Consider the following 20,735-nt stretch of genomic DNA (forward strand, 5'->3'; position numbering starts at 1 on the left):
CGCTGCGGCATCACCGTCGTCGCCTCCGAATCCGCAACCGAACGACGCGGCAACGGATCAGGACGCTGAGGCATGACCGTCGTCTCGGGCAGGAACGCACCAGAGCGTCCCGGAGCGGCAGCCGGGTTCTGCGGCATCACCGTCGTCGCCTCCGAATCCGCAACCGAACGACGCGGCAACGGATCAGGACGCTGAGGCATGACCGTCGTCGCCTGCTGATCGACAGCCGGGGATTGAGGAGCGGAAGGAACTCCACCGCCGCCGGGCACCGACGTCGCTTTGCCTGCACCCGTACGCTTAAGGCCACCGTTTTGACCAAGGTCGCCTGCGCTTGGACGCCTACGCTCCGACAGCGGAGTCACGGCGCTTTCGGCGAAGCGCTGGGCAGCCGAGGCTGACAAAGCGACCTGCGAGTCGGGGGATTCGTGCTGAGCAGCCGATCCTTGGTCTGTCTCTCGGGATTCTGTCACGATCAGTCCTTCCGTACTCAGGCGTTCCGCGTGCGTGCGGTCACGGCTTGGGAGACAACATTTTGTTGATCGGCGATGGAGGTTAGGCGAAGGAATTCCCTTCGATTCTCCACTACCGTCGCAAGTTTCTGGCGGTCAGCATCGATACGCGCCGGGTCGGGGCCGTGCTGAGCCATGATGCACTGGTCAAGTCCGAGAGAAGCCAGGTTTGCCAGGAAGGAACGCATCGCACGGGTTGCATCGCGCCCACCTCGCGTTGACCACTTGATGGAGGCCTTCTGCACGCGCTTATCTATGGCCATCGTCACCTCGCCGGGGAGTACCCATCCGGTGCGTACGTAGGGGACCAAGCCCTTGCGGATTTTCGCTCGTTGCTGGCGCGTTGCTCTCAGCAGCAGGAGCGCCCACAGGATGAAGCCGGGTACATAGATGACACCGTACATGGTATAGAATCCCCGGTCGCCAAAATATGCTGCGCTGCCATTCCACGTCAGATGGATGAGCATGGCGCACACCCAAAAGATCGTGACGATGCCAGCCCTCATCCATCCGTTCTTGAACGAGAGCAGGGCCAGAGCCAAACCGATTCCGGTCATGGATGTTGCCATCACGTGCAAGAACGGACTCATCAGGCCGCGCAGAGCGACCAGCCACAGAAGGTGCGCAGTTCCCTCTGGTTCTCCGCGCAGGTAGTAGAGGATGTCTTCCGTGAACATGAAGCCGGCTGCTGACAATCCCCCGTAGATGGCACCATCGAGGACGGAGTTGATGTTGGTGCGACGAACGACGACGACGATGATCACGCCGATGGCTTTGAGGGTCTCCTCGACGAGGGGAGCGACGAAGGTTGTGGACAGAGCGTTCGCCGTATCAAAGTTGCCGAGTGAATAGTCTAGGTTCTTGCCCAGCGCGGTATTGACGATGCCGGAGGAAAGTGTTGCGATGCCCGCGCCCCACAAAAACACTGCGACCTTGGTTTTCCATGGCTCGGGGGCCCACCGGTCCAGGCGGTGCAGGAACGCGAGGACGATCCCCAGGGGAATGAGAGCAAGCAGAGTAGTTTTCACGAGCGCCAGGTAGCTCGATGCCACCGGCGAAAGGAAGAAAACGGTGAGGCCGATCAGGCCGATAATCCCGGCAGCGGTCAGGATGATTTCAAGCCAGGGGAAGGAATGCTGAGCCTTCGGTGTCTGCCACACGGGAGCAGCTTCGTCGGGGGCGGGCGAACCAATGCTGCTGGCCTCACCGATGGCGGTGGCACTGAGCTTCTTGAGCCGGTAGTCTTCGCCCGGCCCTCCCCAATGGGCGCGTCGCATATCAGTATCCTCGTCCGCCAATGTGAGTATCGTCGTCAAAGTCGATGGGTTCCGGTATCGGAGCGCGCCCAGCGAGCCTGAGCAACTTTACCATTCGTGCGGAACGCAGGGCCCGAACCCCCGCGACGTCAACGTTGTGCACATTTCGCGTCAATTCGATGCGGTAGCAGGTCGCGTCGAGAGCCTCGAGGCGAGCGGCGGCCTGCGGATCCGAGGTTATTGAGCAACGTACCTCAGGAGTGAGTGTGTCACGGATGGCGCGTGACAGCGCCGACGCTCGCTCCAACCGTGCCGCGACCTCCACACGATCACCCCTACGCGAGGCCGTGGTTCGTCGGTCGAGGCCATCGGTCGTTAGCTGGTCACCGTCGTCGTGGATGGAGGCGCGCGCGACGTCACGCATAACCTCGGCCCCTCCCCCATTGAAAGGAGCAGTCTGTGCCAGGAGTGAGGCCTCGGAGGCACGGCGCAGCAGCAGACGTGAGAGCGCTTCACGCGAGGCGATAATGCGCTGGTGCAGACGGTCGAGCCTGCGTGCCCGACTGATCGCTGCTCCGACGCTGATTGCGAGCGCGACGACGACGAGGACAATGGCGACAAGAACCCAAGCGGACAGTGAGATCACGACAGCGATTCTCCTCGCTTTTTACGACGACGGAACAGATGACGCGTCCGGCGCGGACCGGAGGTGGCGGGACTACCCATGTCGATGGCCAGTTTGTATACCTCGAAAACCTTGTCTGCGACGACCTCCCAATCGTATTGAACCGATGAGCGCTGGCCGGCTTCGGCCAGCGCGTCGAGCCGCGCCGGATCCCCCAGCAGGTCAATGAGGGTAGCCGCCAAGGCTTCGGAGCTGCCCGTCTCGAAGAGGGCACCCGCGCGCCCATCCTCCAGGACCGCGCAAAAGGCCGGAATGTCGGAGGCAACGACTGCGGTGCGCGCGGCCATCGCCTCGACCAGAACGATGCCGAAGGACTCGCCTCCCGTCTGCGGAGCAACGTAGACGCTCGCGCCCGCCAACAGGGATTCCTTCTCCTCGTCGCTAATGCCACCCAGGAAGGACACCGATTCGCCGAAACGAGCCACGGCCTCGCGACAATCGGGTGCGTCTCCCCGGCCAGCGATCAGGAAACGCGTACCCGGGAAGCGCTCGAGGACAGTTTCGATTGCTCCGACGAAGATACTCAGTCCCTTACGCGGCTCGTCGAGACGCCCAAGGAACACGACGACAGGACTCTCCTCGGTGGCGGCCCACTGAGGAAGGGGCGTCGCCGTGCGGAACGAGGCGGTCTCCACGCCATTCGGGATGATGACTGCGTCACCACCGTGGTGTTCGATGAGAGTGCGTCGCGCTTCCTCGGACACGGCGATGCGCACGCCAATGCGCTCCATGTAAAGCCTCATCGGGGCCGAGGCAATGGCGCGGGAAACCGAACGACCGAGCGCCGCGTGGAACGTGCCGACCAGCGGGGCGCGCGAGATCATCGCCGCAGCCATCGACACCGACGGCACAACGGGTTCGTGCACGTGGACAACGTCAAAGTCGTTCTCCTCCAGCCAGCGCCGCGTGCGCGTCATCGTCGTTGGCTTGACCGAAATGTTGGCAACAGAACCGTTGAAGGGAACCGACACCGAGGAGCCTGCGGATGTGATCCACTCGGGCAGGTCACGTGACGTTGACGGCGTCAGGACGCGCACGTCGTGGCCGCGTGAGCGGAGTTTGAGCGCAAGGTCGCGAATGTGGAAACCCACTCCCCCGGGCACGTCCCACGAATAGGGGTTCACGATCCCGATCTTCATCGATTCTTCCTCTCGTGCTCGGCCCGGGCACGGGCTAGGCGCTGGGGGTCCAAGTCGTCGATGAACACCCGCTGCATCATGTGCCAGTCTTCGGGTTTATCCGCCATCATCGCGGCGAACGCGCTGACCCACGCCTGTGTCAGCGCCTCCACGCGGTTGACACCGGGGGCAAGGTCGGCTGGGACGGCGATAGGACCCACGCAGCGCACGCGAACGTCCGCCCCCGTCGGCGACTCGTTCTCGTAGGTAATGCACGCCGCGAAGAGTGGGCGTTCCAGCTTCAGAGCGAGGGCTGCCGGGCCGGCTGCGACGAGCGCGCGTCGCGTGCCTAGGTCCACTTCGATGCCAGAGCCGGAAATATCCCGGTCGGCCAGGAGGGGCACAATGACACTGCGTCCGCGTACGCGCTCGACGAGGGTAGCGAACACCGAGTCACCCTTGCCGACGCCGATGACTTCCATTCCCAAACCCTCGCGCAGGGCAACGAAACGCTGGAACAACGAACGCGGCTCAACCTTCTCAGCCACCGTGACGATTGGTCGCCCGTTCGCACACACCCATGCTCCCGCGCGATCCCAACTGCCCGAGTGTCCCAGGGCCAGAACGACCGGGCCGTCGACGCTGGCTGCGACGAGTTCCCCGAAGCCTTCGAAAGTGATGCCCTCTGCCAGCGGTGCCCCACGTCGCGAACCGAGCATGAGTTCCTCGGCGTAGTTGCGAATATGCGAGCGAACAGCGGCAACGACCAGTTCCTCCGTTGGCTCGCTACCAGTGAGCCGAGCCACATTGGCACGCAGACGTGCGATGGACGCTCCCCCACGCCGCGCCGCGATCCCAGCTCCGACATGGGCCGCGCGCATGACGAGGCCGAGCGGAAGGCGGGGAGCAACAGTGAAAGCTACGGACAGGAGGGAAAAGGTCACGAGGCTCCCTCGTCGATGTGACGCGCAGTGAACCAGATGCGCTGGCAGACGGTCACGAAGGATGCGAACGCCACCCAGGTCAGGCCGACGGCCAGCACCCACTCGGGCGCCCCGAGGCTCATGATCATCGCCGACCCCATACCAACGATCAGGCGATCCGTGCGCTCAGCGATGCCGAGTTTGGCGACGACACCGACCGATTCCGCGCGTGCGCGCGCATAGGGCACAGCAGCCGCACCGACGATCGAGCAGATGCCCGCGATGATCACCCATGTACGCACAGGGGAATCAGCCATGCGGAAGACCGCGAAAGCAGTCAACGATCCGAAGACCGCGCCGTCGGCGAGCCGGTCAAGCGTCGAATCCAGGAAGGCACCGAAGCGCGTTCCGCCGGTCGTCATACGCGCCAGCATTCCGTCGACCGAATCGCCGAACATCACGACCGCCAGGGCGATGCCTCCCTGCCAGATCCAGCCCCGCGGGATACAGATGACCGCGACGGCCACGGACGCGACCGTCCCAGCCACCGTCACCATGTTCGGGGTCACGCCCATGCGCGCGAGCACGCGAGCCAGGGGCGTGAACACGGCCTTGGTGATCGATCGTCCGTGGTTGCCGAGCATCAGCCCTCCTTCGGCCAGGCGGCGGCAAGCCGGGCGCGCGCGTCCTCAAGTAGTTCAGGCACAGCCTTCGTGCGCGCGATGATGGGAAGGAAGTTCGCATCCCCCGCCCACCGGGGCACGACGTGCTGGTGAAGGTGAGCGGCAATGCCTGCACCCGCGACCTCGCCCTGGTTCATGCCCAGGTTGAAGCCGTGAGGTCCAGCCACCTCGCGGCTGACCCGCATGGCGGTGGCCGTCAGCTCTCCCAGCTCCACGCGCTCGGCGTCGGTCAGCTCCGTGTAGTCGGAAACATGACGGTACGGGCACACCAGCAGGTGGCCTGAGTTGTAGGGGAACAGGTTCATGAGCACAAAGCAGGTGGCCCCTCGGTGAACGATGAGTCCCTCATCGTCGGCCTTGCCCGGCGCACTGCAGAACGGGCAGGTCCTGTCGCTCGCATCGGCTGGTTTGCCTTCTCCGTGGATGTAGGCCATCCGGTACGGGGTCCAGAAACGACCGAAGCCGTCCGGGACGCCCGCGAGTTCGCGGGCGTCCTCGGTGGGCAACGGTTCGGGGTGCGTGCCCGGCTCCGTCATGGTGCTCACGCCTCGTCGAGGCCGTCGATCTGGTCGGCGTTGTTGCGCTGCTCGATGTGCGAGACGATCAGCTCGACGGCGCGATCAACGGCGACGCCGTTATGCTGCGAGCCGTCACGCAGGCGGAAGGACACGGCCCCGGCCTCGACGTCCTCGCCGCCGGCGATGAGCGTGTAGGGGATCTTGTCCTTGGAGGCGTTGCGGATCTTCTTGCCGAAGCGGTCATCCGACAGGTCGGTCTCGACGCGTACGCCACGCTCGCGCAGCTTGGCGGCAACATCCTTGACGTAGTCGTCGAAGGCCTCCGCGACGGGGATGAGGCGGACCTGGACGGGCGAGAGCCACGCCGGGAACGCGCCCGCGTAGTGCTCGGTGAGCACACCGATGAAGCGCTCGACGGAACCCAGCTTCGCGGAATGGATCATGACGGGGCGCTGACGCGTACCGTCGGCGGCCGTGTACTCCAGGTCGAAGCGCTCGGGCTGGTTGAAGTCATACTGGATCGTCGACATCTGCCAGGTACGGCCGATGGCGTCCTTGACCTGCACGGAGACCTTGGGGCCGTAGAAGGCGGCACCGCCCGGATCGGGAACGAGGTCAAGGCCGGTCGCAGCGCACGCGTCCTCCAGAGCCTTGGTGGCGGCAGCCCAATCCTCGTCCGAGCCGATGAACTTGTCCTTCTTCTTGCCGTCCTCGTCGCGCGTGGACAGCTCGAGGTAGAAGTCCTTCAGGCCGAAGGCGGAGAGGATCGAGAGGAAGAACTCGATCTGGCTACGGATTTCTTCGGAGGCCTGCTCGGGCGTGCAGTACGTGTGCGAGTCGTCCTGCGTGAAGCCGCGCATACGCGTCAGACCGTGAACGACGCCGCTCTTCTCGTAGCGGTAGTCGTGGCCCAGCTCGTAGAAGCGCAGGGGCAGCTCGCGGTAGGAGCGGCCGCGCGAGCGGAAGATGAGGTTGTGCATCGGGCAGTTCATGGCCTTGAGGTAGTACTCCTGGCCCGCCTTGGTGACGTTACCCTCAGCGTCGCGTTCCTCGTCCACGAGCATGGGCGGGAACATCGTGTCCGCGTAGTAGGGCAGGTGACCCGACGTGTGGAAGAGTCCGCCCTTGGAGATTTCGGGGGTGTGCACGAAGTCAAACCCGGCCAACTTGTGACGGTCGGTCACGTAGGACTCGATCTCGTGGCGCAGGATGCCGCCCTTGGGGTGGAAGATGACCAGGCCGGGGCCGATCTCCTCGGGGAAGGAGTACAGGTCCAGCTCGGCTCCGAGGCGACGGTGGTCGCGGCGCTCGGCTTCCTTGATGCGCTCCTGGTAGGCCACCAGGTCCTCCTTGGAGGCCCAGGCGGTACCATAGATGCGCTGAAGCTGGTCGTTCGACTGGTCGCCCTTCCAGTAGGCGGCCGAGGCCTTGGTCAAGGCGAAGCCGTTGCCGATCAGCTTGGTGGAGGGCAGGTGGGGGCCGCGGCACAGGTCCTTCCAGGCGACGGAACCGTCGCGGCGGACGTTGTCGTACATGGTGAGGGTGGCGCCGCCAACCTCGACGGAGGCACCCTCGGCACCCTTGCCCTTCGTGGTGACGAGCTCGAGTTTGTAGGGCTGCTCGGCCAACTCAACCACGGCCTCGTCCTCGGAGACCTCGCGGCGCACGAAGCGCTGGCCTTCCTTGACGATGCGCTTCATGCGCTTCTCGAGTTCACGCAGCAGCTCGGGGGTCACCGCGTCGATGTTGCCGAAGTCGTAGTAGAAGCCGTCGGTGATGAACGGGCCGATGCCGAGGTTCACGTCGGGGAAGACGTCCTGAACAGCCTGCGCGAGCACGTGCGTGGCGCTGTGGCGCAGGATGTTCAGGCCATCCTCGCTGGCCAGGGTGATGGCCTCGACGGTCGTGCCCTCCTCAAAGGGGGTCGCGAGGTCACGCGGCGTGCCGTCAACCTTGATGGCGACGACGTCACGGGACTTTTCGAACCACGTCGTGCCCGTGGTCCCCGCTGGTACGGTCTGGTTTTCTCCGTCGATGACGAGCGAGATGTCGGGCACGGTGTCTCCTTTTTCGATTCGTTCGAGAGCTTTAGTCGCTAGTGGGATTCTATCCCTGCTGACCCCGCCGTTCAGGAGCGGGCGTGCCAGTCCTTGACGGCTTTGGCCGCACTCAGGGCGCGATAGGTGCTCTTCTTAATGGGCATATCCCAGCCGCCGGGCACGTCTGTGAAGTGCGAGGCAAAGGCACTCTTGTACTTGCCGACGCTGTAGAGTTCGGGGCAACGCGGCGAGTGCGCGCCCATAAGATCGAATTCGCGCACGCCGTCGCGCGCCAGGAATTCGGCTGCCAGGAAGTCCAAAACGGGGGGCTGGCGCAGGCGTCGGCCGGCCTCCGTGGAAGCACCATATTCAGCCTGTGCGCGAATGCCCTCAACCAGACAGAAGTCCCAGCACAGGATATTACCGTCGGCGTCACGCATCGAGAAGATGCGCGCGTGCTTGGGGCCGAGAGTCGTGAGCAGGCTCATGTAATAGTCCTTGGGGTGAGGACGGAAACCATCGCGCTCGGCGGTCTCTTCCATGACAGCGTAGTACTCGTCGATGACCTCGGCGGCGTTGGCTGTGTCCTCATGGAAGGTGATGCCTTCGGCTTTGCCCTTCTTCAGGCCGGAGCGGATCGAGCGCTTACCGGACTTGGGCATGGTGGCCAGAATCGCGTCCTCGGTCTTGCCGGAGGTGTCGATAACGACGGTGCGGTCGTAGGAGATGGTCTGCAGCGGCATGACCAGGTCGGGGTGCTGGTAGATGGCGTGCAGGCGCACGAAGACGACGGACTTGTCCCGCTCCTTGATCTCGCGCACCAGGTCGGCGCGCAGCGCGGCCTCACGTTCCGGGCTGGCTTCCTTCACCCAGGCAGGACCCCACTTGGCCCACAGGTAGTGCACGCCGCGCACCGTGTACTTGTAGAGGGTGATGAAGGCTACCTTGGTGTCGTCCTCGTACCAGGCGTAGCGTCCCCACACGCCGTGTCCCTGCGACTTTTCGAAGGTCTCCCACACGCAGGTCTGTTCGATCGGCAGGGAGCGGTCCTGGAATCCGGAGACTGCGGCAATCTTGTCTTCTTGAGAGATGGGCACGAGTGAGGTGGTCGTCATGGTGTCCTCAGTTTGTTGTAAATGTCTGTCGCGTGTAGGTAGGTGGTCAGTGTAGCAGGGGCTGCTCCCCCGTTGACGAGGTCCTGGCCGGGTCTCGGGTGCAGTTCCTTGGGGCGGGTGACCGCCTCAGTACGAGGTTTCGGTGGGCTTCGGGTAGTAGCGCGCGAACTTGCGGCGGTGGTTTTGCTTCTGAAGCCACACGGTCAAGTTACGGCGCGGGTCCGTCTCAGTGGGGTTCAGGAGCAGGTCGAAGCGGCGTCCCTCGCGGATGATGCGCTTGACGCGCGCACGCAGATCGGTGTCGATGATGTAGCGCAGGAGCAGCGAGTCGGGAACCAGCGTGTAGAGGATCTCGTCCTTGGCCTGCGTCTGCTCGCAGGCCTGGCCGTCGATGAGGTCAGCAACCATCGGGATCATGGGGTTGGCACCGGCGGCGGCCATGTACCAGTTGTTACGGCCAATACGGGGGTTAACCTCGAAGAAAACGGCGCGTCCATCGCGCGGGTCGATCTTGACATCGAAGTTCGCGAACCCACGGTAGCCGTTCTCGGTGAGGAGCGTGCAGGCGTCCTTCCACAGCGTAGGGAAGTTCTCAGTGATCATGGCGACAGGGTTACCGATCATAGTCGGAGCGTGGTCTTCGAGGAGCACGCGGGCCGAGCCGATGAGCGTGACTTCACCGCGCGAATCCACGTAGGCGGTGATCGAACGCATCGCGGTGTTGTCCCCGGGGATCAGTTCCTGGACGAGGAACGTGTCGCGGAAGCCCGCATCCTTCAGAGTCTTCCAGAGCTGAGTCAGTTCCTCAGGCGTGTCGATGAACCAGATCTTGCGCTTTCCCTCAAACTCGAGGACGTCGTAGGGTTCGCCGTTAGCGGCCTTGGCCACCACGGGGAACGTAAAGGGGATCTCCGGGGCCGCCCAGGCCTCGTCCGTGGCGTTGGAGAAGTCCACCTCGACCGTGCCGGGCGTGTCGATGCCGGCGCGCTCGCAGGCGCGCGCGAACTCTGCCTTGTCAGTGAGCCTCTCCATGACCTCCAGGTTCGGGAAGGGCAGCGCGTAGTGGCGCGAAAGCTTGTCCATGTTGCGGGCCACGAACGCGGAGAAGATGTCATGGTTCGCCATGAGGATGAGTTTCTTGTCGGGGAACTCCCCCGCGATCATCATGAGCGTGTCGAGGAGCTGGGCGTCGGTGGCGTGTGCGCTCACGTGGCGGACATCGAAAAAGTGTGACCGTGTGATCGATTCGGTCGGCTGGGACCCCACACAGATGCAGCGGCACCCGAAGGCTTCATTGAAACAGCGGCCAATTCCGTATACGCCGAAGTCCCCTCCGATGATCACAGGAAGGATGTCCTGGCGGGGAGAGAGCGGACGTGGCCGAGTCAGGTAGTCAATCGTCATGCCACCAGCCTAGCGCCTGGTAGGATACAGAACGATCCCTGAGACTTGACTCACCTACCCGAAAGTCCATCATGAGTGCCCAATTCCCGCCCAACAATCGCCAGCCGTATCCGCGCCAGCCGATGGGCGGATACCAGCAGCAAGGCGGCTACCAGCAGGGCGGATACCAGCAGGCACAGCCTCAGCAAGGCGGCTACCAGCAGGGCGGATACCAGCAGGCACAGCCTCAGCAAGGTGGCTACCAACAGGGCGGATACCAACAGGCACAGCCTCAGCAAGGTGGCTACCAACAGGGCGGATACCAACAGGCACAGCCTCAGCAAGGTGGCTACCAACAGGGCGGATACCAGCAGGGCGGATACCAGCAGGCACGACCCCAGCAGGGCGGCTATCAGCAAGCAGGCCCACAGCAGCGCGGGTACCAGCAGGGCGGCCAGCAACGCTACGGCGCGCCCATACCCAGGCAGCCTCGGCCCGCCATGGCACCGATGGGTGATTCTTCGGACGACAATACGAGAAAGATGATGATCGCTGCGATTATTGCTGGCGTCTTCGTCATTACGCTGGTGTGCGGCTATCTGCTGAAGGACTACTTCTTTTCCGAAGTAGTCGTCTCGGAGGGTTCCTCTCACCAGACGACATCGGAAGCCGTAGCGAGTATGCAGATACATCCATTCGTCGCCCTCACGACGCCTACTGCCTCCTCAGAATCCCATGTTCTTGCGCTCTGATCTTCTGCCCGCCGCTCGTGTCGATGCCGACCCGTGGTGGAAGAACGCGGTCCTTTACCAGGTGTACCCCCGCTCTTTCCAGGACACGAACGGCGACGGGATCGGAGATCTCGACGGTATCTACCGTCGCCTCGAGTACCTGGCGCGCCTCGGGGTCGACATCATCTGGATCTCCCCCATCTATCGCTCGCCGCAGGCCGACAACGGCTACGACATCTCCGACTACCGCGACATCGACCCGCTGTTTGGCGACCTAGCAGTCTTTGACACCCTCGTTGCGCGCGCCCACGGGCTGGGTATGCGCGTGGTGATGGATCTGGTAGTCAACCACACGTCGATTGAGCACCCGTGGTTCGTTGAATCGGCATCGGGGCGCGAGTCCGCGCGCCGCGACTGGTACTACTGGCGTGATCCGCGCCCAGGCCTCGAACCGGGCACGCCAGGCGCAGAGCCGACGAACTGGGAGTCTTTCTTCGGTGGTTCTGCCTGGGAGTACGATCCAACCTCGGGCCAGTACTACCTCCACTTGTTCGCCCGCGAGCAGCCGGATCTGAACTGGGAAAACCCGCAGGTGCGCGACGCGGTCTACGACATGATGAACTGGTGGCTTGATCGCGGTGTCGACGGCTTCCGTGTCGACGCAATCGACGTTATCTCCAAGCGCCCAGGCCTGCCCGATGGAGGCCCCGCCCGTGCTCCCTTCGGTGTCGGTCACGAGTGCTTCGCTGATGGCCCTCGCCTGCACGAGTTCCTCCAGGAGATGCACGAGCACACGTTCGCGCTCCACCCCGGCACGTTCACGGTCGGCGAGGCTTCCAACGCCTCCCCCGAGTCTGCCCTCCTGTTCTGTGATCCGGCCAGGCGCGAGTTCAACATGCTCATCCAATTCGAGCACGTGAACCTCGGTCAGGAGAACGGGAAGTTTTCCCCGCGTCCCCTGGCTGACGGCGAGTTGGCCGACGTACTGACTCGCTGGCAGGAGACCCTGGGCGAGCGTGGCTGGAACGCCCTGTACCTGGAAAATCACGACCAGCCGCGGGCGGTGGCGCGCTTCGGGGATCCCCAGAACGCCTGGTTCGAGTCTGCGACCGCCCTGGCAACCGCGTATTTCCTGCAGCGTGGTACACCCTTCATCTACCAGGGCCAAGAGATCGGCATGCTCGGCGGGCAGTTCACCCGACCAACCGATTTCCGTGACGTCGAATCCCTGAACTACCTGCGCGCCCATACCGGCGATGATGTGCCCGCCGGTCTGGCGGCTATCTCGCGCGACAACGGACGCACCCCGATGCAATGGGATTCCTCCCCTAACGCCGGGTTCACGAGTGGAACGCCTTGGATCGACGTGCCTGCCTCGGCCTCGCATATCAACGTCGAGGCACAGCTGGAGGATCCCTCCTCCGTTTACGCGTACTACCGCGCGCTCATCGAGGCACGCCACCGAGTGCCGGCACTGACGGTCGGCTCCTTCGAACGTATCGACGCTGGCGATCCTGCCCTGTTCGTCTATCAGCGCTCCTGTGAGGGGTCTGCTGTTCTCGTTGCCGTGAATCTCTCGGGACGCGCAATCATCCCGTCAGGCGCCCTCATCGACGAGGCCTTCCCTTCTTCGCGCTGGAACCTGTACCTGGGAAACACAGCGGATTCCCACTCCGACACCGAGCAAGAAACACTGCACCCGGCCCCGGCCTCGTCCATGGCCCCCTGGGAGGCGCGCGTCTACCTGGCAGCACGCTAAGCGCTGACGGGTACTGAAGACGCAGACACGAGTGGGTGGGAGGAACATTACTCCTCCCACCCACGTCAGTTGTGCGCGTGCCGCGCAAGACTCAGCGGTGGCGACGCTTGGCTGCCACGAACGACAGACCCGCGAACGCGACGATTCCCGCCAACACGCCCAGCCCAGCGGCGTCGGTACCCGTCGACGCCAGGTTCGGCGTCGGCGACGGTGTTACCGAAGGAGTCGGGGCCGGGGCGGAGGGCGTCATCGAAGGGGTCGGGGCCGGGGTGGAGGGCGTCTCCGAAGGTGTCGGCGACGGCGTGGGGGCCAGCGTATTCGTCAGGGTGAGCGCGAAGATGTGGTCATCACTCAGTGTGAAACTCGCCTCTCGGTTGTCAGCTGCCAGCGTGACGCCATCGGCGGTCTCAAACACACGACTCTCCGCATCATTCCAGGTGATCTCGGCGGCCTCGGGCAGATCACCCTCGGACACGGTCACCTCGGTGCCCGGCGGCAGTGGCGCAGGGTAGGTGTAGGTTTCGCCAGCCTTGATGGTCGCCTCGAAGGTCTTGTCCACCGTGGGGTCAGCGGCGTTCTTCAGCGTGATCTCCAGCGTATAGTTGAGGTCCTTCGCAGCTTCCGGCAGGTCACCCTCAACCTTCTTCGTCACCGAGAACGTCTGATGAGCGTTGGCGTCTGCGACCGCACCGTAGCGCAGCACCTTCGTAATCGGGTCGACCCTCTCGCCGGGAACGTTGTAGGTCACGGTGTTGGAAAACTCGCCAACAACATCACTGGCTCGCTTAGCACCCTCAACGCGGGCCGGCAGCAGGATGATCGCCGACTGATTGGCGGGGATCTCGCCGAGCGCGACCGTCACCTTGGTGGGCGTGCACTGGATCTGAGCAGCCGCACCGAATGCGCCATTGGACGTGTCCTTGTCACGGCGCAGGCCCTCAGAGGTGGTCGGGTCGGTCACGAGGTAGGTGTGAGTCCTCGTGTACTCGTTGACCGTGTCGCAGTCAAAGCTCCAGCTGGAGGCGGCGGGTGCCTCGTCGACAATGGACGCACCCGTCACAGCCGTGTCACCCGCAGGCAGCACGACGCGCCACATGATGGCTTTGTTCTCATCACCATCCTCAGAATCGGACAGGTTAATCCAGCCGTCCTTCTGGTAGCGGGCTTCACCGGGGGTACGGCGCGTCATCTCGAGATGACGCGTGGCCTTTCCACCGATCTCGACGACGTAGGTCTCGCCCCCGGGGCCGGAATAGCTGGCCAGGCCATACGTCGTGACCGTGCCGTACCACTGCGCAGCGGATTCGACCTTGTCATTAAAGATGACGGTCACCGTCCCATCAGTGGCCCAGGTTCCGCAGCCGACGGCGACGTTGTCGTGGGAGTACACCGTAAAGGCACGCGCAACATTCGGGCGCAGAACGGTCTCGCCCGTCGCCTGATTGACGACATTCGCGTTGTAGGTGAAATAGTCACCGGCCTTTACGTGTCCCTCGGTCTGCCAGGGAAGTTTCACTCCCAGATCCCACCAGTCTCCCACGGCGTGGACCTCGTGCCCCGCGTGATCAACAAGCTGGGCGTTGTCCCAGTCCAAGGTAACCTTGTCGCTCACATCCGTCACCGGTGCTGGACAGGCCGGCGCGTCGGCATGTGCAGGGACCGACGCGGAGACGATTTGTGTGACGCCAAAGAAACTCAATACCAGTGCACATATGGCAAGAAGGGCACCAAAGTGACGGTGCTTCAACGCAACCATAGAAAACTCCTGTCAACGGGATGCGCGACGATGTCGCTTCACACCCCGTCAGTGTAGGCCATTACCCTGTAATTAGGTCAAGATACGGTTCAAACACCGCCCCACACCCCCCAAAATTAGGATTCGTAAGGCGTTTTATCCGTGTATTTACGCCATTTATATTGCTAGTGTCAATTTTGAAAGTTCGGGCGTGTCGAAACGGCGGGTGCCGACGCGCGACCAGCATGAATGATCAACGACCGGGCACACCTATTTGACTGTACTAACCGACTGATAGGGTTTTAGCCTTTCAGTCGCTCACAGATGATGATTACCTGGAACAAACACCCTTACCAACCCGTCAAACAAGATGGCCCACACAAGTGCGCCGCATGTCATATTCGCCCATTGTGCAGCAGAAACACCAGCCAGCCATTCCCCCTTCAAGCTCACCACATGCACCCAAGTTGGACAGCCAGAACACCCGCACAACTACGAGTGACATTCATCACCCAAGACACGGCTAAACCCGCCTGGCGGAACCTAGGCGTGGCCTCCCAGCCGCCAGCAGATGGGTTAATGAACGCATATGCTGGTCGAACCCGCCTGAGAGATCCTTGAAATAACGTTGTTGCAATTCCAAGGTTTGGGGCTATTGGACACGTGGTGTTGCCGTGTTGCATCGCTAGATGTCGGGTCCGCGCACGGTCTGGTGCTCCACTCGTTGTTTGCGCTGTGGCCACGGGGTATCAGCTTTGGACCTGGCCACCGTTGGGCACTGGAGCTGCGATCTCGTGCCCTGTGGTACCCGGTGTCTGGGTGATTTGGGGGTCGTGGTGGCATGAGAAGCATCGAATCGACGCATCACCAGCACGCGCGGCACTCATAAGGAGCATGCCGCCCAAAGTGCAGACCACCTCGCCGAAAAACGGCAAAAATGGGCTGTTCTGGGTGAGGTGGTCTGCGATTTGGGCAAATCCGGGAACACGGCAAACACGACCACCCACAACCGCGACTTTCCCGCGCAACACAGCCGACAAGTCACCACCCCAGCAACACGATGTGTCCATCCTTCGGCTTATAGGACATGTCGTGTTGCTGGGTTCGTACCTTGCGCGCCTTGGTATGCCCTTCTCGTCCGCACGTGGGCCTACTATTCCGAGTCTGGGCTGTCTCATCCTCACGTGGACCCGCTATTCCGAGTCTGGGCAACCCCGCCCACGTACGGAACAGCGGGTTAACGTGCGGAACAGACGGCCCACGTGCGAAACAGCGGGTTCACATGCGGGACGCGTTGGAACCCAGGCCGCTGTCGCACACAGCCAATCCATGACGGATCATGGGGCAGCCACACACAGGCCCGCGATGCAGCATTCACAGGAACGAGGCAAACACGACCACCCACAACAGCGACTTTCCCGCGCAACAAAGCTGAAAAGTCACCCTGCTAGCAACACGATTTGTCCATCCTCATAGTTGGTCCCAACCAACTAAAACACCGACTTTCCCGCACCAGCACAACGAAAAGTCAACACTCCAGCAACACGTAGTGTCCTATAACCCGATAACCCCGCAACATCACGCAGCATGAGGGAAAATACGAAAAAGCCGGACCCTATGGTTCGGCTAATATGGTGGGCGATACTGGGATCGAACCAGTGACCTCTTCCGTGTGAAGGAAGCGCGCTACCCCTGCGCCAATCGCCCGAGGTGGGTACGGGATTCGAACCCGTGTATACGGCTTTGCAGGCCGCTGCCTCGCCTCTCGGCCAACCCACCACGCCCAATGGGATCGTGTGGATTCCCGATTGAGAGCGGATGACGGGACTCGAACCCGCGACCCTCACCTTGGCAAGGTGATGCTCTACCAACTGAGCCACATCCGCGTGAACCGCTTGTGCGGCTGGGCTAATGCCCGATAACCCCAAGGGGTTTCCGTGGGCGATACTGGGATCGAACCAGTGACCTCTTCCGTGTCAGGGAAGCGCGCTCCCGCTGCGCCAATCGCCCGAGCGGATGACGGGACTCGAACCCGCGACCCTCACCTTGGCAAGGTGATGCTCTACCAACTGAGCCACATCCGCGTTGTCTCCGGAACGTTTCCGTTCCTTGCAACGGGTAAAACCTTAACAGACCTTCCGGCGAGAATGCAAAACGAAACCGCAGTAATCCAAGTCACATGCTCATTTTTGCCCGGATTATCACCAGTTGTGCGGTGTTCATGCCACCCTTATTCGTATGGAAACTCGACCTGGTAAGGCGTACCCGCTGGGCGCCACCTTTGATGGAACCGGCACCAACTTCGCGATCTACTCATCGGTCGCCACCGCAGTCACGCTGTGCCTGCTCGATGACGACCTGAACGAAATGCGCATCCCCATGACGGAGGTGGACGCCTACGTGTGGCATGTCTACGTGCCGCAGGTGCGTGCTGGCCAGCGCTACGGCTACCGCATCGACGGACCATGGGATCCCATGAACGGTCTGCGCTGCGACCCTTCCAAGCTCCTACTCGACCCCTACGCTAAGGCTATTGAGGGCCAGCTGAAGGATTCCCTCTCCCTCCTCTCCTACTGTTCCGACGATCCCCTCGTCCTGAAGGGCGGGGATTCCGCCGCCGCCACGATGCACTCCATCGTCGTCAATCCCTTCTTCGACTGGCAGGGCGACCACAGCCCGGGTCACGACTACTCGGAGTCGATCATCTACGAGGCACACATCAAGGGCATGACGATGCGCCACCCGGACGTGCCAGAAGAGCTGCGCGGCACCTACGCCGGTATGGCACATCCCGCGATCATTGAGCATCTGACAAAGCTGGGCGTCACCACGGTCGAGCTCATGCCAATCCACCAGTTCACGAACGATACGACGCTCCAGGCCAAGGGGCTGTCGAACTACTGGGGCTACAACACGATCGGATACTTCGCTCCGCACAACGCCTACGCGGCCAGCCGCGAACCCGGCGCACAGGTCTCAGAGTTCAAGGCGATGGTCAAAGCACTGCACGCCGCAAATATCGAGGTCATCCTCGATGTTGTCTACAACCACACAGCTGAGGGCAACCACATGGGTCCGACGCTGTCATTCCGCGGCATTGACAACCCGTCGTATTACCGCCTCGTGGATGGGGATCGCCGCCACTACTTCGACACGACGGGAACGGGCAACTCCCTGCTCATGAGTTCCCCTCAGGTCCTCCAGCTCATCATGGACTCCCTGCGCTACTGGGTGACCGAGATGCACGTCGACGGCTTCCGCTTCGATCTAGCCTCCACGCTTGCCCGCCAGTTCGCTGAGGTCGACCGACTCTCCGCATTCTTCGACCTTATCCACCAGGACCCGATCGTCTCGCAGGTCAAGCTGATTGCTGAGCCTTGGGACGTGGGCGCGGATGGCTACCAGGTGGGCGGCTTCCCTCCCCTGTGGTCGGAGTGGAACGGGAGATACCGCGACACGGTGCGTGACTTCTGGCGCGGCGAATTCTCCTCGTTGCCCGGCTTCGCGTCCCGTTTGGCGGGTTCCTCGGACCTGTATGGGACGACGGGCCGCAAGCCGATGGCATCCATCAACTTCGTCGTTGCCCACGACGGCTTCACGCTGCGCGACCTCGTGTCCTACAACGAGAAACACAACGAGGCGAACGGTGAGGGCGGCGCGGACGGCGCGAACGATAACCGGTCGTGGAACTGTGGCACCGAGGGCAACACGGACGACAAGGACATCATTGAGTTGCGCTACCGCCAGCAGCGCAACTTCCTGACGACCCTCATGTTCTCCCAGGGCGTACCGATGATCGCCCACGGCGACGAACTAGGTCGCACCCAGCGCGGCAACAACAACGCGTATTGCCAGGACAATGAGCTGTCGTGGATCGACTGGAACCTGGACAAGCACGACCACAAGCTCCTGCAGTTCACGCGCGACCTGATCCATCTGCGCCGCGATCACCCGGTCATGCGCCGCCGCCGCTTCCTCGAAGGGCCTGCCAAGCGTGGCGGCGAGTCTGAGCTGGGTGAGATCGAGTGGTTTACACCCGCTGGCACGCACATGACGGAAGAGGAATGGAACCAACCGTGGGCGCGCTCAACGATGGTCTTCTACAACGGGGATGCGATTCGTGAGCCCGATGCCGACGGACGCCGGATCCTCGACGACGATTTCCTGCTGCTGATCAACGCTGCGCCGGAGGCGGTCGACTTTACACTCCCCGACGCAAAGTATGGGTCCCTGTGGCACACGGTTGTTGACACGGCGGGCGACGATGACCACCGAGACTACCGCTCGGGAGACACCGTACATGTCAGGCCACATACCGCCTTCATTCTGCGCAATCCGCGCGGCCTGTAAAACCTAGGGGTCATCTCGATACGTTGCAGGAAACACGTACCCGCTACTTATCGAGATGGCCCCGCGCGGCGCGTCTGTAACAAAAGACAAGATGACACCCGTACGATTTCAATCGTGAATGAGAACGCGGTGCCCGAGGACTTTGTTCGGGCCCTGCTGTCCCTGCGACAGGCCTCCCACCTGCCGCATATCCTCCTCGAGGAGGTGCCACCGCCTCGGCGGCTGGCTCCTTTTACAGCTGCGCTCGCGATGCGCACGATCGATGAGGACAGCGCTGGACAGCCTTTGTCGACTGGCCGCATGGTCGTGTTGCACGACCCTGTGGGCCAGCTCGGCTGGAATGGCACGTTCCGCATCGTGTGTCAGATGCGCACTCAGGTGGATTCCATCATGGCCGTCGATCCGATGTTGTCGGAGGGCGTGTGGGGGTGGATGCTCGATTGTCTTGACGGCGCGGGCGCTGGTTTCCACGACATCACGGGCACGGTCACTCGTGAGATGAGCGAGGCGTTCGGTGGACTGGAGCTGCGAGGCTCGTCCCTGTTTGTCGAGGTCCGAGCCTCGTGGACGCCCAATAGCGAGTATCTTGGGGAGCATCTATTCGGGTGGGCGGATGCCATGCGCAAGACGGCTGGCATCGTTCCTACCCGTCACCTCGAAGGAGTTTGAGTGCTGGTAAACAATGGCGGTGGCTTGCCGCAGGGCGATACGGATAACCCGGAGCTTATCGCTCAGCCACGCGGGGGGACCCCTGCCGTCATTGATACCCGAGAAGGCCTCGAGAAGGCCGCACGCGCGCTGGCACAGGGTTCGACGCCGATTGCGCTGGACGTGGAGCGCGCGCAGGGGTTCCGTTATGGTTCGGACCCGTATCTGGTTCAGATCCGCCGCGAGGACGTTGGCTCGTTCCTGATTGACACCCATGCGCTGCCGGATCTGTCGGTGTTGCAGCCCGGTGTTGAGGACGTGTGGCTGCTGCACGATTGTTTGCAGGATCTGCCGAATCTGCGTCAGGTGGGTCTGCGTCCGTCCGCTCTGTTCGACACGGAGATTGCCGCTCGCCTCGTGGGTTTGGAGCGTTTCGGTCTGGCGGCGGTGGCTGAGCAGGTGTTGGGCTTGGGCCTCGTGAAGGATCATCAGGCATCGGATTGGTCGGTGCGCCCTCTGCCCAAGGAGTGGCTACGCTACGCGGCGCTCGACGTCGAGCTGCTCACGGAGCTGTATTACCGCCTGTCGAAGCGCTTGGATCAGATGGGGCGTTGGGAGTGGGCGCAGCAGGAGTTCGCGCACGCACTCAGCGTCAAGCCGCCGACCGCGAAGCCTGATCGGTGGCGTTCCCTCCCCGGGGCCGGCAAGATCCGTTCGCGCCGAGGTCTGGGTGTCCTCAAGGCGCTGTGGGAGACCCGTGAGTCAATCGCGCGTCGTATCGACATGTCCCCTGGGCGTCTGGTGCGTAACGCGGCGCTCGTACGTGCGGCGTCGAATCCGCCTCGCAACAAGCGTGCCCTCATGTCCATCAACGAGTTCCGCTCCCCCATCGCCCGACAGTACGAGGATGAGTGGATGCGCGCGCTCGCGTCCGTGGCCGCTTTGACCGAGGACGAGCTGCCGCCCAAGCGCAAGCCAGTGCAGCCCGGCTCGATCCCGGAACCGCGCCAGTGGGTTCGCATCGACGAGGCCTCGGCTGCGCGCCTGGGAGTCGTTCGTCGTGCGGTCGCCTCGGTGGCGGCCAGCGTGGGGCTGGCACCCGAGGTGGTGCTGGCTCCGCAGGTGCAACGCTACCTCGCGTGGGCGCCTCTGGATCCTTCGCGTCCATCCGGTGACGAGGTCGAGGAGCGCATGGTGACGCGCGGAGCCAGGGATTGGCAGATCGATCTCACACTCGACCCGGTGTGTGACGCACTCGGCGTCTGAGGGGGCCGCTCGACGCA

Annotated in this window: 16 protein-coding genes and 5 tRNA genes; 5 read left to right on the forward strand and 16 right to left on the reverse strand. The window is 62.8% G+C overall.

Translation table 11 applies throughout. The features are described from left to right. The 10 genes from O3932_RS08180 to O3932_RS08225 form a co-directional block, all read right to left on the reverse strand. A partial coding sequence (locus tag O3932_RS08180) for a hypothetical protein (RefSeq protein ID WP_371537601.1) occupies positions 1-470 on the reverse strand: 470 nt, incomplete at its 3' end. A 17-nt stretch (positions 471-487) separates the two neighbouring features. Continuing rightward, the gene (locus O3932_RS08185) at positions 488-1,786 is read right to left on the reverse strand and encodes a PrsW family intramembrane metalloprotease (protein WP_371537603.1); all 1,299 of its coding nucleotides are present in this window, start codon (positions 1,784-1,786) and stop codon (positions 488-490) included. A gap of 1 nt (position 1,787) precedes the next feature. Continuing rightward, entirely contained in the window at positions 1,788-2,411 is a 624-nt protein-coding gene (locus O3932_RS08190; protein ID WP_009648886.1) for a hypothetical protein, read from the reverse strand. Beyond that, the gene (locus O3932_RS08195) at positions 2,408-3,589 is read right to left on the reverse strand and encodes a glycosyltransferase family 4 protein (RefSeq protein ID WP_371537605.1); all 1,182 of its coding nucleotides are present in this window, start codon (positions 3,587-3,589) and stop codon (positions 2,408-2,410) included. The genes O3932_RS08190 and O3932_RS08195 overlap by 4 nt, the downstream gene beginning before the upstream one ends. Further along, positions 3,586-4,512 carry a phosphatidylinositol mannoside acyltransferase gene (locus O3932_RS08200; protein WP_009648865.1) on the reverse strand — a complete coding sequence of 309 codons (927 nt, stop codon included), beginning with the start codon at positions 4,510-4,512 and terminating at the stop codon, positions 3,586-3,588. The genes O3932_RS08195 and O3932_RS08200 overlap by 4 nt, the downstream gene beginning before the upstream one ends. Then, positions 4,509-5,135 carry a phosphatidylinositol phosphate synthase gene (pgsA, locus tag O3932_RS08205; protein WP_371537608.1) on the reverse strand — a complete coding sequence of 209 codons (627 nt, stop codon included), beginning with the start codon at positions 5,133-5,135 and terminating at the stop codon, positions 4,509-4,511. Before pgsA ends, O3932_RS08200 begins: the two co-directional genes overlap by 4 nt. Then, positions 5,135-5,710: an HIT domain-containing protein gene (locus O3932_RS08210; protein ID WP_291449573.1), complete on the reverse strand. Its 576-nt coding sequence runs from the start codon at positions 5,708-5,710 to the stop codon at positions 5,135-5,137. Before O3932_RS08210 ends, pgsA begins: the two co-directional genes overlap by 1 nt. A 5-nt stretch (positions 5,711-5,715) precedes the next feature. Continuing rightward, a complete protein-coding gene (thrS, locus tag O3932_RS08215; RefSeq protein ID WP_371537610.1) occupies positions 5,716-7,749 on the reverse strand; it encodes a threonine--tRNA ligase in 2,034 nt (677 codons plus the stop codon). Between the two features lie 71 nt (positions 7,750-7,820). Continuing rightward, complete coding sequence (locus O3932_RS08220) at positions 7,821-8,846, reverse strand: lipid II:glycine glycyltransferase FemX (protein WP_009648887.1); 1,026 nt, start codon at positions 8,844-8,846, stop codon at positions 7,821-7,823. A gap of 126 nt (positions 8,847-8,972) precedes the next feature. After that, positions 8,973-10,250 (reverse strand): carboxylate--amine ligase, encoded by a 1,278-nt coding sequence (locus O3932_RS08225; protein WP_009648856.1) that lies wholly within the window; start codon positions 10,248-10,250, stop codon positions 8,973-8,975. Positions 10,251-10,321: 71 nt separating this feature from the next. On the opposite strand from O3932_RS08225, the gene O3932_RS08230 reads away from it, so the two are divergent. Continuing rightward, the gene (locus O3932_RS08230; RefSeq protein ID WP_371537613.1) at positions 10,322-10,981 is read left to right on the forward strand and encodes a hypothetical protein; all 660 of its coding nucleotides are present in this window, start codon (positions 10,322-10,324) and stop codon (positions 10,979-10,981) included. After that, positions 10,965-12,719, forward strand: coding sequence for an alpha-glucosidase (locus O3932_RS08235; RefSeq protein ID WP_371537616.1), 1,755 nt, complete (start codon positions 10,965-10,967; stop codon positions 12,717-12,719). Before O3932_RS08230 ends, O3932_RS08235 begins: the two co-directional genes overlap by 17 nt. Before the next feature lie 91 nt (positions 12,720-12,810). Here O3932_RS08235 and O3932_RS08240 read toward each other — a convergent pair whose 3' ends face one another. From O3932_RS08240 to O3932_RS08265, 6 genes are all read right to left on the reverse strand, one after another. Then, positions 12,811-14,475, reverse strand: coding sequence for a DUF5979 domain-containing protein (locus O3932_RS08240; RefSeq protein WP_371537619.1), 1,665 nt, complete (start codon positions 14,473-14,475; stop codon positions 12,811-12,813). Positions 14,476-16,086: 1,611 nt separating this feature from the next. Beyond that, positions 16,087-16,161, reverse strand: a tRNA-Val gene (locus O3932_RS08245). A 1-nt stretch (position 16,162) separates the two neighbouring features. Next, positions 16,163-16,233: transfer RNA gene (locus O3932_RS08250), tRNA-Cys, on the reverse strand. A gap of 34 nt (positions 16,234-16,267) precedes the next feature. Continuing rightward, positions 16,268-16,340 (reverse strand) — tRNA-Gly (locus O3932_RS08255). Positions 16,341-16,392: 52 nt separating this feature from the next. Next, a tRNA-Val gene (locus tag O3932_RS08260) sits at positions 16,393-16,464 on the reverse strand. Position 16,465: 1 nt separating this feature from the next. After that, positions 16,466-16,538: transfer RNA gene (locus O3932_RS08265), tRNA-Gly, on the reverse strand. 154 nt (positions 16,539-16,692) lie between these two features. Between O3932_RS08265 and glgX the strand changes: the two genes are divergently transcribed. The 3 genes from glgX to O3932_RS08280 all read left to right on the forward strand — a co-directional run bounded on the left by glgX (position 16,693) and on the right by O3932_RS08280 (position 20,718). Further along, positions 16,693-18,804: a glycogen debranching protein GlgX gene (gene glgX, locus O3932_RS08270; RefSeq protein ID WP_009648842.1), complete on the forward strand. Its 2,112-nt coding sequence runs from the start codon at positions 16,693-16,695 to the stop codon at positions 18,802-18,804. Between the two features lie 129 nt (positions 18,805-18,933). Further along, complete coding sequence (locus tag O3932_RS08275; protein ID WP_009648858.1) at positions 18,934-19,473, forward strand: DUF3000 family protein; 540 nt, start codon at positions 18,934-18,936, stop codon at positions 19,471-19,473. After that, the gene (locus tag O3932_RS08280) at positions 19,474-20,718 is read left to right on the forward strand and encodes an HRDC domain-containing protein (RefSeq protein ID WP_009648853.1); all 1,245 of its coding nucleotides are present in this window, start codon (positions 19,474-19,476) and stop codon (positions 20,716-20,718) included. The last annotated feature ends 17 nt before the right edge of the window (positions 20,719-20,735 follow it).

Origin of the sequence: Pauljensenia sp. 20925_1_25 (assembly GCF_041433955.1) — a bacterium.
Classification (GTDB): domain Bacteria; phylum Actinomycetota; class Actinomycetes; order Actinomycetales; family Actinomycetaceae; genus Pauljensenia.